The following is a 16,864-nucleotide window of genomic DNA, read 5'->3' as shown; positions in this document are numbered from 1 at the left end:
CATCAAGTCGCGGAATATTGTAAAATCATCCGGGTGATTTCCGCTTTTTTATCAGTATTCCCCAATACCTGCCTGTTCTGTTCGTCAACGAGCATGTTTACCAGCTGCGAAAGTGCCTTCAGATGGGATTCCCCATCCATTCCGACAACGACGACCAGCAGTTTTACGAGATGCCTGGCCTGGCTGCTGAACGCCACCCCTTTGCGGATGGTCAGCAACGCCATGGAAGCTCTGGCGGCCCCGTCCTCCGGCCTGGCGTGGGCGATGGCCACACCGGGCGCGGCGACGATATAAGGGCCGTATTGATTCACCTTGTCGATCATGGCCTGCACATACCTGTCGGTGATCGAGCCGTCCTGCAGCAAAGGCTTGGCCGCCACCCGGATCGCCAGCCGCCAGTGGGAAACTTCTTCCCGGATCGTGATCCGCGCAGGAGTCAACAGCTCGCCCAGCGCTGGCTTGAATTCTTTCGGCGCCGGCGGTCCTTTGGCCGCCGTCAAATAACGTTGTATATCCTCAAGCAATGCTTCCTTATCGGTAATTTTTGCGTGTTTGCCAACCAGTTCGACGATCGCTTGCGCGGAAAGCCCTGGCTGCTGCCCGGCTCTGTGCTCAAGGTAAGGGGCAACTTGCCCCAGCAGATGCGCTTTCTCCGCATCGCTCATAATCGCGTTCAAGATAAACACCGGAACCGGGCTCCCGGGCAGCGGCACGGTGGAAAACAGAAAATCAACCTTGCCCTTGAACTTCTCGTATTCGCGGAGCGAAAGAACGGCGGTTAGGTCGATCGAGGGGAACAGCTGCTCCAGCTGATTTTTTAGCATCCGTGATGCCGAAATCCCGCTGACGCAAACGACCGCCGCCCTTTTCCGCGGAACGGGCTCGGCCTGCTCCCGCCGCAGCCACCCGCCGAAGTGCATCGACAAGTAAGCTATCTCGTGCCGGCTGATCGGTTTTTCGAATACCTTTTCCAACGGCGGAATCGATTTTTGGGTTAACTCGTACACTTCCCGGTACTCCTTCATCATCGTCTCCGTCAGCGGATTCTCGATGTTCAGTCCGTATTTGGTCCGATAAAAAACCGATTTGACATGCAGAAACAATTGCTTCTTGAGCGCTTCCCGGTCTTGGAAGTAAACGCAGCCGTTTGTTTCGAAAAGGCCGATCATCTCCTCTGTCGCCTGGCGCAGCCGCTTGGCCTCCAGCGTGTCGGACTCCACCTCCACCCGGTTCACCTTGGCGGCGAGCAGGTACACGGTAATGTAGCAGATTTCATCTTCGGGAATGCCGACACAGAAAAGCTCCCCAAGCTTTTCGGCAATTTGCGCGGCTGCTTTGTATTGAAGCGTTTCCTGTAAAGCCGCTTTTTCTTCTTTGTCCATCTTGACCGCGTTGCCTTGCGTGAGCCGGGTGGCGGAAAGCCAGAGCCGGATCGTCAGGTGGAGGATCGTCTCATCCGTCAGCTCCATGCCGATCAATTGTTCGCCGGAAACGATCGTGCCGTATACCGAAGCCATCTGCTCTTCCCGGAATGCCGGGAAATGTCTTTTGAACAGGTCCGCGTGGATCAATCCGTCAATGGTCGCGGAGAGGTTATTCCAGTCGCCATACGGCAGCAGCTCGAACAGAAAATGAGACATAGCGGCTCTGAGGTCTTTTTCATTGCCTTGGATCAAGTAGCCCTGCTTACGGTCAAATTCGAGGGTCAGCCCGTATCCGGCAAGTTCGGCTTTTAGCCGCTTCAGTTCGGCATGGGCGGTGCCCCGGCTAACCTTCAGCAATTCTTCCATATCGTGCAGAAACATCGGCCCGCTCCGGTAAATCAGCTGCAAACAAAGCAAGGCTTTGCGTTCGCTGCGGGACAAATAGTATTGCTGCGGCTGCACGGTTTGCGCTTTGGCCGGAAGCTGCGTCCGCGACGCGTCGGGAAGCAGAAACCCCGTTCCGCGAACGTATTCGACGGGGGCCAGCCCGCTTTCGCGCAGCCAGTCATTGATTTTATCCATATCGTAGTAAACGGTGCGCTTGGAGACATGGAATTTATCCATCAATTCTTGAATCGGCATATACGCTTTGGTCTTCTGAAGCAAGGCAAGGATCGAAGAACTGCGCTCGTCAAGTATGCCTCACCACCCGCTTTCCTAAGAGGTAGTTCCCTCGCACTTATGGAGGTTGTTTACTGGAACTATCAAAAGTCTCTCTCTTTGCAGATCATTATACGCAAGGCGTTTTGTATAAAACAGCGCAATTATTGTCCCCAGGCTATTTGCAAAATTATACGGTGAGAATTCGCTCAGGCGGTCCTCCGATGCGTAAACCAGTCCTCTGGGTTTAGACTGCCGGAAATAGAGGTAATTTTTGTCGTTATTTTGAGATTTCTCCCCTCCTGCGCAAAATAGCGGAATTTTTTTCCGTTATTCGGGGGCTAAGCTAGAAAAAAGCGCCTGTTTGCCCCCATCTTTCTAAAATAGAGGAAAAAAATTCCTCTATTTTTGCTGTACTCCCTTTTGGGGCGAAAATAAGGACCTTTTTTACCGCTATTCCCAGGACCTCCACAAAAACGCTGGCCGTCTGCTCCCCTCACACACGTCCGTCCTATCACATAATCAATAATTCAACTACTTTATAGATAAAAAGTTGATCGTTCGATGATATGCTTGATGGTATGCTTAAAGGTGCGAGGTGAACAAGATGAGCCAGACACTGCTAATCGTTGACGATGAAGCGGATATCGTCGCGCTGCTGAAGGATTATTTTGAATTGGGCGGTTATTCCGTACTGACCGCGGGCAACGGTTACGAGGCGCTACAGCAAATGGAAAAATCCCCAGACCTGGTGCTGCTGGACATCAACATGCCGGAGATGGACGGACTTGCGGTATGCGCGAAAATCCGCCGGTTCGCCGCTTGTCCGATTCTGTTTTTAACGGCGAAGGCGGAGGATGCCGATAAGATCATCGGATTTCGCACGGGTGGAGACGATTACATCGTTAAACCGTTCTCCATCGAGGAGCTTGGCGCCAGAGTCGCTGCGCATCTGCGGCGGGAGGAGCGGAGCCACTCCCGTTCCAAGGCGAAATTCGCAGGCGATCTCGTGATCGACTATGGCGAACGAGCCGTTTTTTACCGCAATGAACCGGTTCCGCTGGCGAAAAAAGAATTCGAGATCATCGCCTTTTTGTCCCAAAATGCCGGTCAGGTGTTCGATAAAGAGCGGATCTACGAGCGCCTGTGGGGCTTCGACAGCGAGGGAGACAACGCCGTGGTCGCCGAGCATATCCGCAGAATCCGCGCCAAGCTGGCTTCGGCCGAATGTCCCAACTGCATCGAAACCGTATGGGGGGTCGGATACAAATGGATCGGGTAAAACGTTTCTGGAATAACCTTTCGATCCGGACAGTGCTGGTCATCTATACGATTTTTTTTATGCTGCTGGCTACGTTCTTGACTGCTGTAACATTGGGACTCCTGTCTAAAACGGAGGGTGACATTACCCGCCGCTACGATAAAACCGAATACACCGTGTTCAGAGACGATGCCGGCAGAGAAGTACCGATGTCCATCGGCGTCCCCGATCTGGTCGAAGAATATACCCTGCAAGATCAGGCCAAACTAGTGGTCGTTCACATTGCCCAAATCGCAACCATCCCCGTATATTTCGGGGGCGGCATTCTTTTGGCCGCGTTTTTGTTTTACCGCAACAAACTGAAAAAGCCGATCGCGCTAATCAACCGGTCAGCGCACAAAATAGCGGAGTCCGATCTGGATTTCTCCCTGCGTTACGACTCAAAAGACGAAATGGGCAGGCTGTGCGCTTCGCTGGAAACGATGCGTCAGGCGCTGGAGGAGAACAATCGCAGCCTGTGGCGGATGATGGAGGAGCGCAAGCGCCTGAACGCCGCCTTTGCCCATGATTTGCGGACGCCCCTCACCGTGCTGCGGGGTTATGCGGATTTCCTTTGTCAGTACGTTCCCGAAGGAAAAGTCGGGCAGGAGAAGCTTCTTGCCACGTTATCCTCCATCTCAAGGCATACGCTAAGGCTGGAAAGCTACGTCCATACGATGAGCGAAACGAACAAATTGGAGGATGTGGAGATTAGAGCGGAGAAGATCCGCGTCTCCGATCTGACCGGGCAGATCGCTTCCGCGGCCGAGGCGCTGAAGGCCCAGTCGGCCGTGGAGATCAGCATCGTGAACCGGATAAGCGCGGAGTCTGTCTGCGCAGATGCCCAGGTCGTTCTCCGGGTGGTGGAAAATTTGCTGTCCAATGCCCTCCGTTTTGCCCATGAAAGGGTGGAAATCGGGCTGTGCCTGGAAGATCCCCATCTCATCGCCGAAGTGGCCGACGACGGGCACGGCTTTACGCGGAGGCGCTGCGGGAAGCGGCCAGGCCGTATTTCAGGGAAGGGGCGGTGGAGCCCGGCCGCGCCCATTTCGGCCTTGGCCTCTATATTTGCAAAACGCTGTGCGAACGACACGGAGGCTGGCTTAGCTGGTGCAACAGAGGGCAAGGTGGCGCTAGGGTAACGGCCAAGTTCCTTTGCACAACCGAAAGTTGATAAAAAGTTGAATCGTATTCTATATACTCTCCTTGAAGCTAATGGAAGGAGAGTTTTTTTGTGGGAAACATGAACATCGAAATTCACAACTTGAACAAGGATTACGGCCAAAAACAGGCGCTGCAAAATATAAGCCTGACGATCGGACAAGGCATGTTCGGTCTGCTCGGCCGCAACGGCGCAGGCAAAACAACGCTGATGAAGACGCTGGCTACGCTGCTCCGCAAAAAGACCGGAGACGTGACGGTATGCGGCATCCCGCTTGAAAACGCCAAGGAAATCCGCCGCATTATCGGCTATTTGCCGCAGGATTTTTCCATGTACGGGAATATGAGCGTGTACGAGGCAATGGATTATCTCGGCGTTTTATCGGGGCTAACCCGCGAAACCCGCAAAAAGAGAATCCCGCTGCTGCTGGAGCGGGTGAATTTGATTAACATCCGCCATACGAAAGTAAAGGCGCTGTCCGGCGGCATGAAAAGACGGCTGGGCATCGCCCAGGCGATTTTGCACGAGCCGAAGGTGCTGATCGTCGACGAGCCGACGGCCGGGCTCGATCCGGAAGAGCGCATCCGCTTCCGCAATCTGCTGAGCGAACTGGCCGGGGAGCGGATCGTTTTGCTGTCGACGCATATCATCGGCGACATCGAAGCGGCCTGCGAGGAGATCGCCGTGCTGGAAGCCGGCCAGCTGCTGTACCGGGGAACGGTGAAGGCGCTCGCAGGCAGCGCGGCGGGCCAAGTGTACAATGCGGTAGTACCACGCCCGGAACTGGAGCGGCTTAGGGAAACGTTCGTCGTCACGGGCATGTCTATGTTCGATGGACAGGCCAGCGTCCGGCTGTTGGCCGACCGGAAGCCGACCGCGAACGCGGTGGCGTGCGAGCCGGACCTGGAGGACGGCTACATGCTGCTCATGCGCGACCACGGGGCCCAAACCGATCAGGGAGGGACGGCTTATGTTCAGGAAGGAATGTAAAAAGACGCTGAAAACTTGGACGTTCTGGATCTATGTCGCGGTACTGCTCTTGTTTGGATATACGCAGCTTGGCACGGAGCTGGCCAAAATCGAGCCGCCCCAGCCGGGGCGCGAAAGCTACGGCATGAAATACGTCGACGACCCGGGGCTGATCATGAACGGCGCGGCCGCTTGCTTGGCCGGGGAATTCGCGGCGAACGCGTATATTGCGTATCCTCCTCCTTTCCGTTTTTACAAGAACGTAAAACTCGGGGACGCCAAGCAAGCGGAAATGAAGGCGATTGTATCGCAATTGACGGACGGCCAGCCGACCTACGAGCGGTTTAAAGAGCTGATGAAACAGGCGGACAAGCTTATCGGCGGCGGCTCTAAATACGCCGCATCGGACTTAATCCAGTTCGGCCAAACGAGCAAAACATATGAAGATGCGCTGGCCGAGTTCAACGTCATCTTGGAAAAAGACCGGATAACCGGAGCGCTCGCGCGGCTGTTCTGCGATTATCTCGGCATCGTGCTGGCGTTTTTCCCCGTTTTCGTGGCGGTTGCGCTGGGCATGCAGGACCGCCGGGCCCGTATGCGGGAACTCGTCTATTCGAGACGGGCTTCGTCCCTGGCGGTCGTGTTCGTCCGTTATGCGGCTATGGTGGCGGTGATGTTCCTGCCTGTGCTCGCCCTTGCCGGATACGCCACGGTGCTGACGGCGGGCGATTACGCCGGATACGCCATCGATCGGCTCGCCTTCATCAAATACAGCCTCGGCTGGCTGCTGCCGACCTTGATGGCGGCGGCCGCCGTCGGCGTTTTGCTGACCGAACTGACGGACTCGCCCGTCGCGATCGCCGCACAAGCGCTGTGGTGGATAATCGCGCTCAACAGCGGTCTAACGCATATGGAAGGCGGATACGGGGCCGACCTGATGCTGCGCCATAATACGATCGGCAATACGGAGGTTTTCTTGGCGAATATCGGCGTCTTGCTGGTCAACCGGATCGGCTATACGCTGTTGGCGCTTGCGCTGGTTGCGGCAGCAAGCCGAATCTACGAGCTCAAAAGAAAGGGGAAGCTGCATGGAAAAAACTTCGGCCTGGCAAACCTATTCGTTCATCGCAAGGTCCAATCTGAAGCGTAACGTGCTGCCCCATCTGCTGCTCGCCCTGCTCGTTCCGGCGCTCGCGCCTGCCCTGTTCGGCATTTCGTATCTGGACGCGGCGGCGGCCGCGATCCGGCTGGAGCGATTCATCGCGTTGATCGGCATCGTACTGCTTGTCCCGATTTTTGCACCGGAACAAGACAAGGACATCCGGGATCTGACGGAGACGAAGCCTGTCTCGCAAACCGGCATTTTACTCGTCCGGCTGTCAACCGCCGTCCTGCTCATGCTGGGGATTATCGCCGGCTTCGCTTGCGCCATGGCTTTAAGCGGCAGCGAGTTTCCTTTGGTCCGCTATGTTGCCGGCACGTTCTGCGGCGCGCTGTTTCTCGGGGCGCTTGGTCTGTTCGCTTATGGAATCAGCTATGTTCCCGTGATTGGCTACATGATTCCGCTTATTTTTTACGCTTTGAACACGGCGGGCGACAAATATGCCGGTAAACTGTATCTGTTCTCCATGTCCCAAGGCAGCTTCGGCGAAAAATACGCGCTTTTCGGAGCGGCCGCTCTCCTCCTTGCAGCGACTTGTTTCATTAGAGCAGCCATAAGACGGCTTAGGTAGCGGAAAATTTCTCGTTAAAAGCTTCAATCCTGGGGCGGGTCGTAATATAATGGTATGCGATTCTTTATTGTTGACCCAAAGGAGAAATCTTCAAGTGCAAATGAAATCGGAACTGTTTGTTTCAAATATAAATTTGGCTTCCTTCTCGACTTATGATATCGGCGGTGACGCCCGCTGGTTGGCCGCTCCGAAGACGGCCGAAGAAGTGCTGACCGCTTTAGAGCAAGCTTCGGCCAGCGGTTTGTTGCCGTTTTTGTTCGGCATGGGCTCCAATCTGCTCTTTCCGGACCAGCCAAGCAAAGAAATGTTATTTATTTCCCTGCGGGAGCAGGTGGATTTCCATATAAAAGGAGAACGGCTGTATGTTTCCGCCGGTACGCCGATGTCGCTGCTGGCGCTGCTTGGACTATATGGGGGGCTTCCGGATTTCGAGTTTACTTTTTTGCTGCCCGGCACGCTGGGAGGCGGAATCTACATGAATGCCAAGTATTTTGACCGCCAGATCTGCGATGTCCTGGATACGGTGTACTACATCGACCTGACGGCGATTGGCCGGGGAATTCAGGCGATTGCGGGGCAAGACTGCGAGTTTGCCTACAAAAAATCGATTTTTCAGCGTCATCCCTGGGTGATTGTCGGCGCCGATTTAATGACCTCCCGCCCGGTCGCCCCCGCCACTATCGCCGTTTGCCGCAAGCAATTGGCCGCACCGTCGCTGAGCATTTCAAGCCTGGCGGAATTCTCGGCTTATTTTATCCGGCAATTTGAACAAAGACCGAACTCTTCCGCTGCGGCTTCAGCCGCGTTAAAAGGAATCATCGCGGATCGGACGGGAAAACATCACTTTTCTTTTCCATCCTGCGGTTCGGTCTTCAAAAACAATTACGCCATCGGACAGCCGATCGGCAAACTTGTGGAGAGCCTGGGCCTCAAAGGCACGGAACGCGGCAAAGCGATCATCTCCCCTACCCACGGCAACGTCATTCAAAACCGCGGAGGCGCGAAGGCACAGGATGTATTGGACCTGATAAAACTGGTGCAGGAGGAAATTTATAAACACTACGGTTTTGTCCCCGAGCCGGAAGTGGTGATTGTATAGTCACGCACGCAGGTAAACTTTTCAAAAAGTAAACAGCAGTCCGAAATGGTGCTCCGCCGCTTTTTTATACAAAAGAATTAACTCGTCGTAAGCTTCAATCAACTCGGAAAAGCCGGACTTATTCAAAGCTCCATCCGAAGACATCCCTTTTTCCGCAAAAGTGCTTCTGCATTCAATCAGGCCCTTGAGTAATGATGGAACATCATCCGCCTGAACAAATCCCATGCCCATGCCTCCCGGATCCAGTTGAAACGTTCCCGCCCCAACCGGGCGGCCAAGCAGAACGTACTCATGGTCGAAGCTTGCAGGAAGTTCTTTTAAGTTCTCCAGTAAATCGTCCCAGGCATACGCAAGTCCGTGGTCCTCTTCCGGGTCGTAAAAACAAGTCATCGAAAAGTCGGCGAGTTCCTGCACATTTCCGACCTCTAATTCATCTTCCCAATCATGATCCAGCAGCTCCCCCGTATATACCGAGCGAACCCGCCCCATGCGGTTCGTAATGAACTCGCGTAGTGGCTCGGGGTCGTTTTTTTCGCCGCAAGCGATGATGAGACGGCAAAGCTCCTGCTCAAAACCTTTTGTATTAAATAGAAATGCTTTATGCTCCATGGTTTGACGCTCCTATCGGCACATGTTTTCTCGCTCTAAATCCAATACATCGCTGAAACCAGCCTGATCCAGCTTGTCCAGAAAATCATTGAACCCATAACGGTGTAAAAAGCTAACTTCCTCGTTGTAAAAAGGGGCGGCTACCAAAAATCGAATCTTCTTGCCCGAACCATGTCTTATTCTCGTGTGGAAACCTCCCCAGTTTCCTCAGCCAGGCAAGCGGCCAATAATTTTGGGGATCGACTAATGCTGCCGGGGATACATCCCAAGTTGACGGTAAGTACATAAGCAGCTCGGTATATTTCCACTCCTCCTCGTCGTCAGCCGTATTTGCCGGTAACGCGCTCATCCCTGAAGTAATTAACGTGTAGTAACTTCTTGCGTTATTGCAGGCACCAAAAAAATATCGATATATACAATTTCGGAAGTCACTTCATGGTTCACAAGCTTGGGAGCACCGATATGTTTCGCAATATGGTTATGGATGCTCTCCATTTCAGCTAAACTCAATTGTGCAGGGTTTTTGTGGACCAGTAGCCTTCGAAGTTGTCCATCGCTTCCGGATTAATACACATAAAGCGTGCCTTTCGGCCATCTTCCATACCAACCGCAAGGACAGTGTCCATATTTAAGGACCTCCAGCATTTCCCTGAAAAATTTCGGACAGCCTTTGTAATCCTTAAATACTTCCTCTATGCCCGCATTAAGCATTAGCCAGCTCAAAATCTATTCAGACCTTCTGCCGTCCAAAACTTATTCAAAATACTGAATATATCTTTCCTGGATAGGCGTCCATTCATCGTCCACGATTTCAACTTCCAGCAATTTGGATTTATGCTCCAAGTTAGATATAAACAGGGCGCAGAAGTCGCCGCCGGTTGGATAATAGAATAAGCCGTAGCCTTTGGGCGAAATAAGCTTGTTCACTTCTTTGATCTTTTCCGGCACATATTCATACGCAAACTCCCCCAGTTCCTCGAGTTCCTCTTCGGAAGCCAATTCAAGGTTATGGGCGAATTCATAATCCAAAATATAGTTCACAATCTCTTGATTCTCTTCGCCTCGATGATCGAGATAGAGAAATCGCTTCGTAGCAAATCCGTAATCTACTAAGTCCGAGTACTTATCCAGTATCTCGGGGTTATTTAACAAGTCTTGATCTTCCTCGAAAATAAGGGGGATGAGCGCTTTTTCTGACATTCTGAAGTCCTCCTGGTGGATTATGTAGGATGATTACTATGATTATCGAAACAGCTCCCCATGTTGGTTAGGGATATACTCGGGGTAATTCTTGCGGTAGAAATGATCGATCAGACGCAGCATCGGGTCCCACTCCGGGTAAGGTTCAGGGTTGCTGATCTCCATTTTGGCTTCCGGGTTGTTCATTAAAAAATCTTCAAAGTGCTCGGGAATCGGCAAGCCCTGCATTCTCCGCACATGAATCAGGAACAAAATTTCGTAGGGATAAAATCCATATCGATAATCGCCAAACTCATGAAAATTCCCTATTTCAGAAGCCTGCACCGAATGGAATAATGACATGCTGCCGATCAATTGCGCGATCTCCGTTGGGTCGGATGTCGACCATCGATCCAATACGTGCCGATACACCTCCAGGTCATCCGGTATCGAATCGTACGGCAGTCCGGCCTCCTTCAACTTTTGCTTCACAACGGTATGTACGTGTTGATCGGTTCCTGCGACGGTCTTTTTTCTATATTGCAAATACAACTCCATCAAAAACCACACGTGTGTGTTCGGATCATCGGCGTCCAGAATGTTCCCGCCCAGACGGTTTACTATAAAATCAAAGAGTATACTTTCTTCTTTCTCCCACCCAAACATTGTGAAATGAATTAACGCGACGATAACTTCTCTAAACGTATACTCCGTCATCATCTTAGGATACCGGACTTTATAAAGATCCTGCGCCATGCATTGATAGAAAACGGCCATTTGCATGTGCTTTAAACCTTCCGGCCGCTTCCCGCCGGTAATCAATACGTCGTTTTTCCATTGGGACAGGTAATAGGAAGCTATGGAGTCTAAATCGATCAGCAATATGTGATCTTTTTTTGTATTATTTGATTCTACTATATCAACGACTTCGCTTTTGTCCTCATCATAATCTTCTTTGACATCTTCAAACTTGATCCCATTCACAAAATTTTTACTGTATCTTTTGTACGCTATATTGAGTTTTTTGGGGTTGAGCATTCGACTAGTCTCCTTCTTCCAACAAATCCATATCTTTGGCCCCTGCGTTAACCCGGGTTAGGTTTATATACCCAGTGACCGTACCGATCAATGTAACCCCACTCGCCATCATAAGTGACCAAACCGAGTCCACTTTTCAATTCGTGTGCAGTATTAAACACATTTTTCAAAACATATCGCCCTTTTCTGTCGATATAACCGTACCTGTCTTTACTTTCCACCGGAGCCAATCCGTCAACGAATGCCCACACGGTTTGAAATTTGGGTCTGATCACGGCTTCTCCCAAGCTGTTCAAGTACCCCCACTTCCCTCCTGTCTTGAAGCGAAACCCCGCCAGACCTTCACTAAAATCTTTAACCTGGTAGTATTGGGGCGGGATTACGAATTCCCCGAGTTTATTGATAAACCCATATTTGTCTCCATCGATCGAGACACCGGCCAATCCTTCGGAAAACGGGGAAACGGACGAAAATTGCGGAGGAATCACTACATTTCCTGTTTCATCCATATATCCATCTTTACCCTCTAAAGATACAAAAGCTAATCCATCCGAAAAGGCATCAATAAAATCATAATAATCAGGCTCGATAATTGCATTACTCTGCAGATCATATAGTCCCGCTTTTCCAATTGATTAAAGCTGAAAATGTCCCGTTGGGATTAACCCCAATGATTCGTTCAAAGATCGGCTCCACTACATACTGACCGGTTTTGTTTATACAACCGTATATACCATTTGTACCTACAATGGCAAGCGCATTCTCAAAATTCCCCTCATAATCATGATCTCCCGTTAGTTCTATCGCCAGTTCATTTTTCGAATTGATATAGCCCTTTTTGTTATCAAAACTCCATACATAGGCCAAACCCTCAGAAATCACTTGCCATCTTGTATATAGGAGGAATCACGATTTCTCCCTTATTGTTAATGAAGCCGTATTTTCCATCTACAAGGATTCTAAATAACGGTTGCTCCTCCATCCGGGTCCCCTCCGCGTTTATTTCTTTTTGGTTAACATATAGCTCTGTCTTATCATTACCTTCAATCCTTTGTCATCTTTTCAATCACAAACCCATCACTATGCGACTTCACTAGATACAGCTCGTCAAATCCCTCACTATATGAAGGGGGCTGCAATTTTTTTAATGTGCTTCTGATCCCTATTTCTGCGACCTTTTCTTTCCCTTGCCTCTGTTCGTTTCGCTCATACGATAAATCATAATTGGGTTCAAAATAATAACCCACGATTTTAAATTTATGTTTTTTAGCTAATTCGATATATTTTTTCCGATCCTCCACGGCAGGATTCGTATTATCCACTACAAAGGGCAGGCTGGTACGAAGGGAGGCTTCCAGAAAAACATTCTCCCGATGCCTGGATCTTAACATGTCGAGGTTTATCCTCATATGGGTTTTAAAGAATTTTTCCTTGTAAAATGTTGATTTCCCGGAAGCCTGAATTCCGATGAAAATAACACATTCCATAATTATTCATCCTTTGATAAATACACGAATTGGTTGATGTACTCTCTATCCTGACTAAAAATCGGCGTATTGAGGTCTACGTCCCATTTGCTGCGAATCGCTTCCCCTTTTTTATAGAACTGCTTGGTAATGCATGCCCCGCGTTTCTGCCAAACGGGCAAGTCGTTCCAATTGATGCCTTTCTCCAAGAACAGCTTATCCTGAAGTTTTCCCCCGTCCAACCCCTGCAGTTCCTCGTGAGGAAAGTTGGCCTGAGCCACCATCGAAATACTGTTTTTAGTCGCGTCTTGTTGTCTCCAGAGAAAATAATTAGTGACTTCATCATGAGGAAGCACCCAAGCCCGGCTATCAAAAGTAGCCAGCGGTTTATCCGGATAGGCTTCTTTAATGACCTCATTGAACTTTGCGGTAGCCATTGAGGCCGAAACCGAAACCATCTTTTGCAGATTATTTTCAAACCAGGATTGTGTTGTTAGCTTGTCATAATTGGTCAAAAGAATCGATATCTCGTCACTTTGATGATAAATCAACTTGCAGCCCATCATATTCTGCGCCAAGTACTTGCAGGTCTCCCAAAACGCTTGGATTAACGCTTCATCGAACGGTTTTTTCATATCCCGCGTAAAGGTGTGAAAATGGGAGCCATCGATTCGAATGATCACCGGGAGCCGCTGAGGAAGCGTTTGTCTAAAAACGTTCTCATACCCCTTCATTCGGTTGCCAAAGTCGTCTTTTTTCATTATTTGTTCTTTTGTCTCCTTCTTAATCATGCATCCAAGGCCCATTATAGATAATTATGGAAACATCCTCAAACTGTTGACCGTTCAAGAACTTTCGCTGGGTAGTTCCATTATTAAAAATCCCAACCTCTCAGTTATATAAATGAGAGATTGGGATTTAATGATTCAACAATTTCGTCCCTATCTAATTTAGCAAAACGGATTTAGCTTAAATTTTCCGCCTTGCACCTGTACCGCTTGTGCGGCTGCTTCATTCCCTTGTTCGCATGCTTTTTCTAAAGACTGACCATGAAGCAATGAGGCAATAAATGCGCCTGTATGGGCATCTCCAGCTCCTATTGTGTCAACCACAGGCACCTTTTTCCCATCAAGAGTAATCATGTGTTCACCGTTGTAACAAAATGAGCCCTTGGGTCCTAACGTAACAACAACCTCACTCTGGGTGGATTGATGTAATCTTCGAACAGCTTGTTCAAGCTCCGGTTCGCCGGTGAGCTCCAGAATTTCACTTAGATTGCTGTGCACAATAGGCCTTAATGCAAAAAGTTTTTCCAAGTGCTCCTTTTTAATGACAGAAATGCGCGGAGACGGATCAAAGATGATTTTGCCGCCGGATGAGTTCTTAGATAATCGATTAAGAATTACATCGGCTTTTTGTCCCTCAAGGGAATAACCCGTCAAATAAATATAGCGATAATCCTCAAAATGGATCTGACTGAACCATTCGTCTTTCCAATATTCCTCGATTCCATTAAAGGTAATAAAGGTACGTTCCCCGCTTTCTTCTACAAGCGATAAGCTCCAACCATTGTCCTTGCTGGAATCTTCAATGAACAGTTTATGCCCTTCTTCGTTAAACGCCTTTTTTATAATATCAGCGTGAATTCCTCTGCCGATTGGAACCATTAGATCATATTCGACATCCAGTTGCTTTAAAACATTGGCCACATTATACGCGCATCCCCCCACGATACGGTCAATCATTTCGCCCGGAATATCCTGTCCCGTTTCAGGGACGTGCTGAACTTTCGCGATCACATCGATGAAAACGCCTCCAATAAGCAGTACCCTATTACGATTAATCTTTCTCATATATAACCTCACTCGTCTGTTTAATTTTCGCTCGTATGGAGATGTAATAGTAACCTCCACTGATTAATAGAGTAATGGGGATGTAATAACTGGATTCAATAAAATTCTTCAGGATCAAAGCCGCACTGACACCTAAAATCCAGCCGATTACACCACCAGCATTAAACGGATTGAACGAAGAATCCTCCAACAATGATTTGCTGTATCCGGCGCGTCTTCTTAAGAAAGTATAGTCAATTAAATATATAGCTATCCATGCGGCTAAACCAATACCTAAGTAACTTAAAAAGGTTTGGAAATTTCCCATAAAGTTGTTGGAAACAACAAGTACATAAAGTGGGATAATTGTGATTAGGACAGCATGAATAGAAATGGCAGTGGAGTCTTTAACCTTTAAATTAAACGAAGCAAGAATGAGTCTTGATGATTTCAGTCCAATAAAGCACATAGGAGTTATTCCTCCAAGCGCGGCAATTAAATAGATAATGGTCATCCACCCCGGTAAAACGCTTCCAATTAGTTCTATAGGATTTTCAGCACTCGCTAGTCCATCTACCTTGGACGCTAATAGAACGCCTGTTCCAATAATTAGAAATAGGGGAATGAACGCTCCTGCGGTCACATTTAAGATGATTGATCTTGAAGAATTCTTTCTGCTTTGATAGCGACTGTAATCAGAAGCCGCCTTCGTCCAAGTAAGTCCTGTTCCTATAATGACAAACATCAAGGCCGGCAAGAAGCTGGAAATCCATGATCCGGACTTCAAGCCAAAAAGATGGTGCCAATCCGTATTCGGTATGAGGAAAGCCAGTACGATAATGGTCAGGCCGCCAAAAATATAAGTAAAGAAAGCTTGGGCTTTAACCAGTGTTTCCTGGCTAAACGATACGGACGCCAATACCAAACCCGCAAAGATTAACCAGGCTATAAATTTTAAAGGTGTGCTTGTATTTAACCCGAATTCATTAAAGATCGACAGGAGCACCAAAGTACCGGTCGTGACATTCACCGATAACCAGCCTACTTGGCCAAACCATCCTACTAAAGCAGGTATGAAATTACCTTTAAAGCCGAACGCTGCTCTGGACATGACGAAGGTTGGCGCCCCACTGTCACGTCCGGACAAACTCGCATACCCGACCAGTACAAAAGACAACGGCCCGAGAAGGGCGACTAAAATCGACTGAAAAAAGCTTAATTGGAAGTTTACAATTATTGCACCGTATACAATTCCTAATATTCCGATGTTCGCTGCAAACCACATAAAAAATAAATCCCGCGGTTTACCCGTTTTTTCACCATCTTGAAGAATAATTGTCTGCTCTTTCTCCATGAATTACACCCCTTTAAATTGTGACTTATGGGATTCTAACAAATGAGCATATTTTTTCAAGTCTACATTATTTTCACGATCAATGGTTTCAATCCAATCTTTACGGATCGCATCGTAACCATATTTTGCTCCGCAAATAGCAGTCGCCATCGCGCCGATCGTATCGGTATCTCCGCCAAGGTTTGCACAGATTAAAGCACATCGATTCGGGTCTTTCGCATAATAGGCAATCGCCAGTGCAGCCGGAACTGATTCACTTGTCATTGTACCGCAACCAATGACATTATAAATTTTCTGTGTGAAAGTTTCTTCGTCATCCTGGTATCTATCAGCAAATTCAATGCCAAGCTTCAAGCGCTCCGGAATGGAGGCCGCAAAGGTTTCCGCCCCATTCATTGAAGCCAGTTCATAGATATTGAGAGCTCCCTTAATAATTTGCTCCCAGTTTTTGTCTTCTATTGAAGCGCTTACAGCATAGGCAATCATGGCCGCACCGCCGATGGATACATCAGTCGAGTGAGTTACTTTACTCACTTCATATACGTATTGCGCTAACTCTTTAGATTGAGCTGTCGAGAATAAGGCACCAATGGGAGCAATCCTCATTGCCGCCCCGTTTGTAAGCGCCTTGCTCGTAAATGTTTCTACATCTTTTCCTTCTTTAATTGCCAGGAGAGCCATTTTTGAACTTGGACCTAATATATTATTTTCAAAAGCATCGATTCGGATTGCCCAATTCAGGAGTTTTTCAGCAATTAAAGTGTCTGAAGGAATAAAATCATTTTCAATTAAAGCATCTAAAATAAGCAGTGCCTGTGTCGTATCGTCTGTAAATTGTCCTTTAGTAAAATTACAAGCAACGTCATTTTCTTTTGGACCATCTAAAAATTCAGTAATATTACCAAAATGAGATTTCACTTTTTTACGGCTCCACAGCTCAGAAGGCATCCCAAGCGCGTCTCCTATTGCCATACCATATAACATACCTAGTACCTTCATAAAATACCTCCCTCTTTTAACTCGTTCGGTTATTCGTACA

General features: G+C 48.8%; 18 protein-coding genes and 2 pseudogenes. 7 read left to right on the top strand and 13 right to left on the bottom strand.

Annotated elements, in window-relative coordinates:
* Nucleotides 1–2 precede the first annotated feature (2 nt).
* Nucleotides 3–2,099, bottom strand: coding sequence for a BglG family transcription antiterminator (locus tag DYE26_RS29280; RefSeq protein ID WP_268568581.1), 2,097 nt, complete (start codon nt 2,097–2,099; stop codon nt 3–5).
* Between the two features lie 592 nt (nt 2,100–2,691).
* Here DYE26_RS29280 and DYE26_RS29275 point away from each other — a divergent pair.
* The 7 genes and pseudogenes from DYE26_RS29275 to DYE26_RS29250 all read left to right on the top strand — a co-directional run bounded on the left by DYE26_RS29275 (nt 2,692) and on the right by DYE26_RS29250 (nt 8,347).
* Nucleotides 2,692–3,366, top strand: a complete 675-nt coding sequence (locus tag DYE26_RS29275) for a response regulator transcription factor (RefSeq protein WP_036619941.1) — start codon at nt 2,692–2,694, stop codon at nt 3,364–3,366.
* A pseudogene (locus tag DYE26_RS35015) lies at nt 3,312–4,073 on the top strand (HAMP domain-containing protein); the annotation flags it as partial. The gene DYE26_RS29275 and the pseudogene DYE26_RS35015, both read left to right, overlap by 55 nt.
* Before the next feature lie 233 nt (nt 4,074–4,306).
* A complete protein-coding gene (locus DYE26_RS35010; RefSeq protein WP_412070896.1) occupies nt 4,307–4,558 on the top strand; it encodes an ATP-binding protein in 252 nt (83 codons plus the stop codon).
* 69 nt (nt 4,559–4,627) lie between these two features.
* Nucleotides 4,628–5,536: an ABC transporter ATP-binding protein gene (locus DYE26_RS29265; RefSeq protein WP_036627592.1), complete on the top strand. Its 909-nt coding sequence runs from the start codon at nt 4,628–4,630 to the stop codon at nt 5,534–5,536.
* Nucleotides 5,517–6,665 (top strand): ABC transporter permease, encoded by a 1,149-nt coding sequence (locus DYE26_RS29260; protein ID WP_036619936.1) that lies wholly within the window; start codon nt 5,517–5,519, stop codon nt 6,663–6,665. The genes DYE26_RS29265 and DYE26_RS29260 overlap by 20 nt, the downstream gene beginning before the upstream one ends.
* Entirely contained in the window at nt 6,604–7,248 is a 645-nt protein-coding gene (locus tag DYE26_RS29255) for a hypothetical protein (RefSeq protein ID WP_036619933.1), read from the top strand. The genes DYE26_RS29260 and DYE26_RS29255 overlap by 62 nt, the downstream gene beginning before the upstream one ends.
* Nucleotides 7,249–7,348: 100 nt before the next feature.
* Nucleotides 7,349–8,347 carry a UDP-N-acetylmuramate dehydrogenase gene (locus tag DYE26_RS29250; protein WP_036627591.1) on the top strand — a complete coding sequence of 333 codons (999 nt, stop codon included), beginning with the start codon at nt 7,349–7,351 and terminating at the stop codon, nt 8,345–8,347.
* A gap of 21 nt (nt 8,348–8,368) precedes the next feature.
* Here DYE26_RS29250 and DYE26_RS29245 read toward each other — a convergent pair whose 3' ends face one another.
* From DYE26_RS29245 to DYE26_RS29180, 12 genes and pseudogenes are all read right to left on the bottom strand, one after another.
* Nucleotides 8,369–8,956, bottom strand: coding sequence for a hypothetical protein (locus DYE26_RS29245; protein ID WP_051985277.1), 588 nt, complete (start codon nt 8,954–8,956; stop codon nt 8,369–8,371).
* Between the two features lie 12 nt (nt 8,957–8,968).
* Nucleotides 8,969–9,371 (bottom strand): annotated as a pseudogene (locus DYE26_RS35005) (suppressor of fused domain protein).
* A gap of 338 nt (nt 9,372–9,709) precedes the next feature.
* Nucleotides 9,710–10,156, bottom strand: coding sequence for a DUF6630 family protein (locus tag DYE26_RS29230; RefSeq protein WP_036619932.1), 447 nt, complete (start codon nt 10,154–10,156; stop codon nt 9,710–9,712).
* 42 nt (nt 10,157–10,198) lie between these two features.
* Entirely contained in the window at nt 10,199–11,173 is a 975-nt protein-coding gene (locus tag DYE26_RS29225) for a hypothetical protein (RefSeq protein WP_036619929.1), read from the bottom strand.
* Nucleotides 11,174–11,220: 47 nt separating this feature from the next.
* Nucleotides 11,221–11,682: a WG repeat-containing protein gene (locus tag DYE26_RS29220; RefSeq protein WP_051985276.1), complete on the bottom strand. Its 462-nt coding sequence runs from the start codon at nt 11,680–11,682 to the stop codon at nt 11,221–11,223.
* A gap of 100 nt (nt 11,683–11,782) precedes the next feature.
* The gene (locus DYE26_RS29210) at nt 11,783–12,040 is read right to left on the bottom strand and encodes a WG repeat-containing protein (RefSeq protein WP_164815213.1); all 258 of its coding nucleotides are present in this window, start codon (nt 12,038–12,040) and stop codon (nt 11,783–11,785) included.
* Between the two features lie 4 nt (nt 12,041–12,044).
* Entirely contained in the window at nt 12,045–12,155 is a 111-nt protein-coding gene (locus DYE26_RS35000) for a WG repeat-containing protein (RefSeq protein WP_082207681.1), read from the bottom strand.
* 61 nt (nt 12,156–12,216) lie between these two features.
* A complete protein-coding gene (locus DYE26_RS29200) occupies nt 12,217–12,660 on the bottom strand; it encodes an ATP-binding protein (RefSeq protein ID WP_036619927.1) in 444 nt (147 codons plus the stop codon).
* 2 nt (nt 12,661–12,662) lie between these two features.
* Nucleotides 12,663–13,400, bottom strand: coding sequence for a tRNA(His) guanylyltransferase Thg1 family protein (locus DYE26_RS29195; RefSeq protein WP_036627587.1), 738 nt, complete (start codon nt 13,398–13,400; stop codon nt 12,663–12,665).
* Between the two features lie 189 nt (nt 13,401–13,589).
* On the bottom strand, nt 13,590–14,492 hold the full coding sequence (locus DYE26_RS29190; protein ID WP_036619925.1) for a PfkB family carbohydrate kinase: 903 nt from the start codon (nt 14,490–14,492) through the stop codon (nt 13,590–13,592).
* Complete coding sequence (locus tag DYE26_RS29185) at nt 14,479–15,825, bottom strand: purine-cytosine permease family protein (protein WP_036619923.1); 1,347 nt, start codon at nt 15,823–15,825, stop codon at nt 14,479–14,481. The genes DYE26_RS29190 and DYE26_RS29185 overlap by 14 nt, the downstream gene beginning before the upstream one ends.
* Nucleotides 15,826–15,828: 3 nt before the next feature.
* Nucleotides 15,829–16,824 (bottom strand): ADP-ribosylglycohydrolase family protein, encoded by a 996-nt coding sequence (locus DYE26_RS29180; RefSeq protein ID WP_036619921.1) that lies wholly within the window; start codon nt 16,822–16,824, stop codon nt 15,829–15,831.
* Nucleotides 16,825–16,864: the final 40 nt, after the last annotated feature.

This window comes from Paenibacillus macerans (assembly GCF_900454495.1).
In the GTDB taxonomy this organism is placed as follows: domain Bacteria; phylum Bacillota; class Bacilli; order Paenibacillales; family Paenibacillaceae; genus Fontibacillus; species Fontibacillus macerans.
This window is presented reverse-complemented; position numbering and strand designations above follow the sequence as displayed.

Excerpts from the sequence above, each read along its gene's own strand:
- DYE26_RS29190 (WP_036619925.1), bottom strand. The coding sequence starts at position 14,492 with ATGAGAAAGATTAATCGTAATAGGGTACTGCTTATTGGAGGCGTTTTC.
- DYE26_RS29200 (WP_036619927.1), bottom strand. The coding sequence starts at position 12,660 with ATGGAATGTGTTATTTTCATCGGAATTCAGGCTTCCGGGAAATCAACA.
- DYE26_RS29265 (WP_036627592.1), top strand. The coding sequence starts at position 4,628 with ATGAACATCGAAATTCACAACTTGAACAAGGATTACGGCCAAAAACAG.
- DYE26_RS29275 (WP_036619941.1), top strand. The coding sequence starts at position 2,692 with ATGAGCCAGACACTGCTAATCGTTGACGATGAAGCGGATATCGTCGCG.
- DYE26_RS29195 (WP_036627587.1), bottom strand. The coding sequence starts at position 13,400 with ATGAAAAAAGACGACTTTGGCAACCGAATGAAGGGGTATGAGAACGTT.
- DYE26_RS29180 (WP_036619921.1), bottom strand. The coding sequence starts at position 16,824 with ATGAAGGTACTAGGTATGTTATATGGTATGGCAATAGGAGACGCGCTT.
- DYE26_RS29245 (WP_051985277.1), bottom strand. The coding sequence starts at position 8,956 with ATGGAGCATAAAGCATTTCTATTTAATACAAAAGGTTTTGAGCAGGAG.
- DYE26_RS29250 (WP_036627591.1), top strand. The coding sequence starts at position 7,349 with ATGAAATCGGAACTGTTTGTTTCAAATATAAATTTGGCTTCCTTCTCG.
- DYE26_RS29220 (WP_051985276.1), bottom strand. The coding sequence starts at position 11,682 with ATGGATGAAACAGGAAATGTAGTGATTCCTCCGCAATTTTCGTCCGTT.
- DYE26_RS35000 (WP_082207681.1), bottom strand. The coding sequence starts at position 12,155 with ATGGAGGAGCAACCGTTATTTAGAATCCTTGTAGATGGAAAATACGGC.
- DYE26_RS29260 (WP_036619936.1), top strand. The coding sequence starts at position 5,517 with ATGTTCAGGAAGGAATGTAAAAAGACGCTGAAAACTTGGACGTTCTGG.
- DYE26_RS29255 (WP_036619933.1), top strand. The coding sequence starts at position 6,604 with ATGGAAAAAACTTCGGCCTGGCAAACCTATTCGTTCATCGCAAGGTCC.
- DYE26_RS29230 (WP_036619932.1), bottom strand. The coding sequence starts at position 10,156 with ATGTCAGAAAAAGCGCTCATCCCCCTTATTTTCGAGGAAGATCAAGAC.
- DYE26_RS29185 (WP_036619923.1), bottom strand. The coding sequence starts at position 15,825 with ATGGAGAAAGAGCAGACAATTATTCTTCAAGATGGTGAAAAAACGGGT.
- DYE26_RS29225 (WP_036619929.1), bottom strand. The coding sequence starts at position 11,173 with ATGCTCAACCCCAAAAAACTCAATATAGCGTACAAAAGATACAGTAAA.